The following is a 5765-nucleotide window of genomic DNA, read 5'->3' on the forward strand; positions in this document are numbered from 1 at the left end:
CGTATATCCTTTACGGATAATGAAAAGTTCATTCTATCATCCCATCCACTGACGAAAAAGTGGATGAAGATTTAATAATGTCGCAAAGCTTGTAAATCATACAAAAAAAGTTAATGTGACATTGTCAAGATCACCAGTAATAAAATGGTGTATAAGGAGGAAAAACAAGATGTCAATAAAAAAAGAATTGTTAAACGAGTTAACTGAAAGTCAGCTTAAAGAGCTTGCAGAAAACAAGGGAATAAAAATTAATTTAAGTGAAAGGAAAAAGAGGTACTATGCTGATTGGAATGAAAAAGACAAGTTAGCTGACATAATGAATGATATAGAGGATCTCACAGTTAAGGATATAGAAGAGTTCATAAGATTACAGAAGAACCTATGAATTTTTTAATAAAAAAATGAAAGCTCTTAATAACCATTATGTGATTATTTTATATTATATGGGGAGTTTAATTGATTACGCTAAACTTGTTAGACCCTATGGTTTGTTGTTTTTAGGTTTAACCCCATTTTTCGGGGCTGTCTGCAATGGGGAAAACAGTTCTACCCGTTTGTTTCTATTGGTATTAACTGGTTTTTTAATCCATGTGTTTACTTTCGTACAGAATGATTATTTTGACTTAGAAGTTGACAAAAAATCAGCCTATGTATCTGATAGACCACTTGTCACCGGCAAAATAAAAAAAGAAACAGCCTTGTATATAGTTATTTTTTCTTTTATTTTATCCATTATTATTAACACATTATTTATGTTTACTCTTATATCTTTTATAATGTTACTAGTATCTTTTTTCTTAATCACCCTATACAATATGTATAGTAAACGTGTAGCTTGTATGGAATATATTCTTGCTATAGGTGTTTTTACAACAGGTTTATTTGGCGCTTACAGTGCTTCTAATGAAGTATCAGGTTTAGCAATCATTATTAGTCTCGTTAATATGATGCAATGGGTTTTTAGCGTTGGTGTTTTCGCGAACCTAAAAGACGTAAAATATGATACAAAAATAGGTGTTATGACTATCCCTACTCTTTTTGGGGTTAAAGTAATAGACGACGAGTTTAGTATCCCGTTTTTATTTGTTGGATATGCTTTTTTCATCAAAACACTGCATATACTTGTTGCTTTCCTACCTTTTTTATTGATGTACACCGAGATATTTGTTTTTGATATGCCAATACCTTTTTTGGTTTTTATCTTTCTCTCAACCGTAATTTTGTATCTCTTGGCAAAAATCTTCTCTACTCCTCTATCTCAAAGGGATAGAATGCTGGTTTATGAGGGATTACAAGAAGGACTATCATTACTGCTAATACCAATGGTTCTCATGAGCTATCTATTTAAAAATATAGGTATAGCACAGACGCTTTTGATAATAACAGTTATAATCATCTGGCCATTGTCTTCCCTCAGAATTGTTTTTGGAAAAAAACTGATACCCCTAGAATAAAAAATTCTTTACCTACTATTGGTAACAGAAACGCGTTTACAATAATTTTTTATTGGGCATCTGCTACAAAACGGCGAAACTGGGACACATATGGTTTGCCCAAATGTGACAAACAAATGATTGAAATCATCCCAATATTCGCTTGGCAATATCTGTCTTAGTTTTAACTCTGTTTCTTCAGGTGTTTTTGTTTTAATCCAACCCAAACGATTTGGTATACGATGACAGTGCGTATCAATTGGTAGGTAACCCTGTTTTTTATGACCATAAACCATCACTATGCTAGCAGTTTTTCTACCGACACCTTTTAACTTTAGTAGTTCATAAAAATCATCTGGAACTTTTCCATTGCATTTCTCTATAAGTGTTTTTGAAATACCTCTTATTCTCTTTGCTTTGGTTTTGTAGAAACCTACAGGATATATCAATGATTGTATCTTTTTTTCAGAAAGCTTCAACATTTTTTCAGGGGTGTTATATTTCTTTAGCAATCTGATGGATGCTTTTTCTGTTACCTCATCTTTTGTTCTGAGGCTCAGAATGCAAGATATTAATGTTGTATATGGACTATGGATGATTCTGTTCCATTCCGTACGAGAAACAACAGGGTTGTCATACCTCTCTAGTCCATGTTTTAGTAACCTGAATATTTCATCGAAATGTATCTTTTGTCTCATGTAAATATAACACTTTTTTTGTTGAATAGTCTAAGGTTCTGTGATTAATATTTTATTTAAAAACTTAAGCACCAGGTTAAAAGAATTGAAAAAAAAATTAGATATAAAGGTAGAAAAAATTTTTTTATTGTTGTTTTTTCTTTCTAATTAGTATCATTATTGCTATAACTGATATCAGTATGATTATCACTACCCCTGCTATTAGTATTTCAAACAATGGGAGTTCTTCTTCTGGCGGTTGAGTGTTTATAAGTGTTATATTAAATGAAACAGTTTCTCCTTGTAGGTATTTTTCTTCTACATCTGTACCAGAGTATGTTGATTTTGTTGTTAGTTTAACTTTTATTGTCACGTTGTCAAAATCTCTAGTTGGTGTTGTGATAATTTTTACTTGCCTTGTCTTGTTGACTGGTATTGTTATGGTATCTGGGTCTATTGATATGTTCCAGTTCTCGGATATGTTTTCTATTTCTATTTTGATTATTGTTTCACCGTTTCCATTGTTTGTTATATTTATAGGTATACTTGTTTCGTTAGTTGATGTTATGTTTATTTCTTTTTCAACATCATATGCTATTTTGGATATGTAGGTTGGCATGAGGGATATATTTGTTTCATTAGATGATGCTTTTATTCCACCTAAACCTTTGAATTCTGCTTTTATTTTTACATCTTTTAGTTCAAATGCTGGTGCAGTTTTGTTGTTTATAACAATGGTTAGTTTAGCTTCTGCCTCTTTGAATTCGTTACTTATCCCTAGAGTTATATTATTTGGATCTAGTGTTGCTGTACACCAATCTGGGCATTCAACAACAGATAAATTAATGAGTGCATTAGATGGTATTTTTGTTAAAAATTTAAGAGCATATTTAGGACCAAATAAAAGCAGTCTACCTATTCGCCTATTGAAAAAGAACCATTTCGCGAATTTACCTATGTTTAATTTAAATTTTACGGTTACATCAATTGTTTTTTTCTCTAATGGAGCAAGTGGTGCATCTATTTTTGGTGTCGCATCTATGCTTATCTCAGATGTAACTAGCGATATCGATGATTTTGTGGATTCGTTTTTAGTTTCTATTGCTAACGCAGATGTAGAAGATAAACTAGCAGCTAATAGGGTACATAATATTAGTGAGATTATGATCTTTTTATTCATATTATTACACCACTTTTTTATTACATATTATTAGTTTAGATAATATTTAAATTTTATTATATATTACTATATAAAAATTTACTTTAGAGCTACCCTAGAAAATTAGACGCTGGGGAGGAGATTTGAACTCCTGCGGCGACAAACGCCAATAGCTCTCGAGGCTATCGCTTTAAACCAGGCTTAGCTACCCCAGCAAACAACTTATTATCGTGAAAAGTTTAATCAAAGACTTTTTTATATGGGTATCGATTCAATTGAAGATAAAAGTTAGGATACCAAAAACAAATAATGTAAGAGAAATCCAAATAAAAAAAGGATCTACTGTTGCAGATTTACTAAAAAACCTCAATATTAAACCAGATACAGTTATAGCAATGAGCAAAAACATGCCTATCCCAGTTGATGATACCTTAAACGAAAATCAAGAAATTACAATTATTCATGTTTCATCAGGAGGATAAAAAAGGTTTTTTGCTCCCGTAGTGTAGTGGCCAATCATGAAGCCCTCTCGAGGCTTCGACTCGGGTTCAAATCCCGACGGGAGCATAATTTTTTCTCCTGTTGCAGACACCTTGAAAATGTAATCCAGCACTGGGCTATTTTGAGCAGGGTTAAAAACCTTATTTTTGTTTCGTAAGCCATTTCCAAAGAGGGATGTACTGAATGGTAATGCTGCCATCACGTTTTTTTGTTTCAGTGTTCCAGGTTATTATCGTTAAGGTGTGACAATGTAATTTTTTACAAGCCAATATGCCTATTTTTATTTCCCGCCGTGGTATTTCTTTTTCGTCATCCACCACCTGGATTACTTCTTTTATTGCTGTTGAATCACCGATGACAAAATCGACTTCATATTTATTGTCAACCATGTAGTAATAAAGATCAATGTTTCTTCTTCTAAGTTCGATAGCAACTATGTTTTCCAAGATTTTTCCAAAATCTTTTGTGAGTGTTGTTTTTTTTGTGTTTAGTAATCCTGTATCAATGCAGTAGTATTTTCTAAATGATGATTCAATCTCTCTTGGTTTGTAGGAGAATTTTTTACTGCTGATGATAAGATATGCTTCTTCAAGATAGGATATATATTTTTTTATGGTATGTGAACTTATTTCCATATCTCGTGAGATTTTTGTGAGACTCAACCTGGTTGAAAATTGGTTTATAATCACCGTTGCTAATGCAACGAGTTCTGTTGTATATTTTATATTGAATCGTTGAGTGATATCTCGGAAGATAATAGTTTCGAACAATTCATTCAGATATTTTTTCTGAGATCCGGATCAGATATATCCATGATAATCTCAGGATATCCGCCCCATTGGAGATATTCTTGTAATTGATTTTTTATCCTACCGATTTCCTCATCTGTTTCTTTAATGGTAGTAAGGTGTTTTGCAATAAGGAACTCTTTAAAGCTAAAGGGAAGAATTTCAAGCGTGAGTGTTCTACCCCCAAGATGACTGCTGAGTTCTTTACTGAGAAGTTTGCTATTGCTTCCACTTAAGAGAATATTGTATCCAAGTCGCTGCAGTCGGTTCACAAACAATTCCCATGAATCGATGTTTTAAATTTCGTCAAGAAAAATATTTGATCGTTTTCCAAAGAGTTCATTTAGTAGTTCAAGAAGTATTCCTAGATCTTCGCGTTTTAATGTGGATAGAATTTCATCGTCGAAGTTTACGTAGTAAAAGTTTGTTTTTTTAGGAGTAATAATCCTAAAGTGGTTTTTCCTGCGCGTCTTGGTCCTAGTATTGTTTTGATGAGATTGGTGGTGAGTTGTTTTTTGATAGTTGGAAAAATGTTCTCGTTGTATTAATGGCTCATCGAGAAATTTTTGTGTGTATGTTTCTTGTTCGATGAGTCTTCTTTTTATCGTGTCGCGATTCATGGTTCGTAATTGTCGTGTTACCTATATATAATTTCTAAAATATGAAGTTCAATTCATATTATTCTACTATTATATGAAGTGTAATACGGGATAAACTATTCATGAGAATGGTTTTAAAGTACGATTGTAACCCATCCTTGTTAACAGTCAAAAGCTCCAACCATGCTGAGGAGCATTAAACTTTTAGCATATATGCCTAACCGGGAGCACTACATTTTTCAAATGAATATTCTCTATTTGAAGAACGATAAAATATAGGTCATTTCTTCCTCTAACGTAGGGAGTTTTGTTACAATGAGCGGCTCAATACTTTTCCAAGTATTTTTTTTCTCTAAGATTTTCTCCCTCAATTTTTCAGGGGTGAAATCTAAAACTTTTCTTTTGATTAATGAATAATCAATTTTTCCACCTTGCTTCAAGAGGAAATACAAATCATGAACATCACGGGCTTTGTCTCGTTGAATGATTGCTGAGATTTTATCAGCGATTATTTCCTCAGATTTTGGTACTCGGACCTCGATAGGAGGTATATCTGGGTATGGTGAGTAAAGCATAATTGTGTTTGCTGTCTGGGTAAATTGTTTTGA

Annotated in this window: 8 protein-coding genes and 2 tRNA genes; 4 read left to right on the top strand and 6 right to left on the bottom strand. The window is 32.6% G+C overall.

Going from position 1 to position 5765, the window contains the following annotated elements; genetic code table 11:
- Positions 1–169: 169 nt before the first annotated feature.
- Complete coding sequence (locus QHH19_06395) at positions 170–385, top strand: hypothetical protein (GenBank protein MDH7517955.1); 216 nt, start codon at positions 170–172, stop codon at positions 383–385.
- A gap of 58 nt (positions 386–443) precedes the next feature.
- Positions 444–1454, top strand: a complete 1011-nt coding sequence (locus tag QHH19_06400; protein MDH7517956.1) for a UbiA family prenyltransferase — start codon at positions 444–446, stop codon at positions 1452–1454.
- Positions 1455–1462: 8 nt separating this feature from the next.
- On the opposite strand, the gene nth is transcribed toward QHH19_06400, so the two are convergent.
- The 3 genes from nth to QHH19_06415 form a co-directional block, all read right to left on the bottom strand.
- Positions 1463–2131, bottom strand: coding sequence for an endonuclease III (gene nth / locus QHH19_06405; GenBank protein MDH7517957.1), 669 nt, complete (start codon positions 2129–2131; stop codon positions 1463–1465).
- A 124-nt stretch (positions 2132–2255) separates the two neighbouring features.
- A complete protein-coding gene (locus QHH19_06410) occupies positions 2256–3290 on the bottom strand; it encodes a hypothetical protein (GenBank protein ID MDH7517958.1) in 1035 nt (344 codons plus the stop codon).
- A 107-nt stretch (positions 3291–3397) separates the two neighbouring features.
- Positions 3398–3484: transfer RNA gene (locus QHH19_06415), tRNA-Ser, on the bottom strand.
- A 60-nt stretch (positions 3485–3544) separates the two neighbouring features.
- Between QHH19_06415 and QHH19_06420 the strand changes: the two genes are divergently transcribed.
- Together QHH19_06420 and QHH19_06425 are read left to right on the top strand one after the other, a co-directional pair.
- A complete protein-coding gene (locus QHH19_06420; GenBank protein ID MDH7517959.1) occupies positions 3545–3751 on the top strand; it encodes a MoaD/ThiS family protein in 207 nt (68 codons plus the stop codon).
- Between the two features lie 12 nt (positions 3752–3763).
- Positions 3764–3836: transfer RNA gene (locus tag QHH19_06425), tRNA-Glu, on the top strand.
- Positions 3837–3910: 74 nt separating this feature from the next.
- Here the strand turns inward: QHH19_06425 and QHH19_06430 are convergent.
- From QHH19_06430 to QHH19_06440, 3 genes are all read right to left on the bottom strand, one after another.
- A complete protein-coding gene (locus QHH19_06430; protein MDH7517960.1) occupies positions 3911–4540 on the bottom strand; it encodes a DUF4143 domain-containing protein in 630 nt (209 codons plus the stop codon).
- 5 nt (positions 4541–4545) lie between these two features.
- Positions 4546–4836: an AAA family ATPase gene (locus QHH19_06435; protein ID MDH7517961.1), complete on the bottom strand. Its 291-nt coding sequence runs from the start codon at positions 4834–4836 to the stop codon at positions 4546–4548.
- Between the two features lie 575 nt (positions 4837–5411).
- On the bottom strand, positions 5412–5765 hold a 354-nt coding region (locus QHH19_06440; GenBank protein ID MDH7517962.1), incomplete at its 5' end, for a nucleotidyl transferase AbiEii/AbiGii toxin family protein.

The sequence above is a fragment of the Candidatus Thermoplasmatota archaeon genome (assembly GCA_029907305.1).
Lineage (GTDB): Archaea > Thermoplasmatota > E2 > DHVEG-1 > DHVEG-1 > JARYMC01.

Excerpts from the sequence above, each read along its gene's own strand:
- nth (MDH7517957.1), bottom strand. The coding sequence starts at position 2,131 with ATGAGACAAAAGATACATTTCGATGAAATATTCAGGTTACTAAAACAT.
- QHH19_06400 (MDH7517956.1), top strand. The coding sequence starts at position 444 with ATGGGGAGTTTAATTGATTACGCTAAACTTGTTAGACCCTATGGTTTG.
- QHH19_06410 (MDH7517958.1), bottom strand. The coding sequence starts at position 3,290 with ATGAATAAAAAGATCATAATCTCACTAATATTATGTACCCTATTAGCT.
- QHH19_06395 (MDH7517955.1), top strand. The coding sequence starts at position 170 with ATGTCAATAAAAAAAGAATTGTTAAACGAGTTAACTGAAAGTCAGCTT.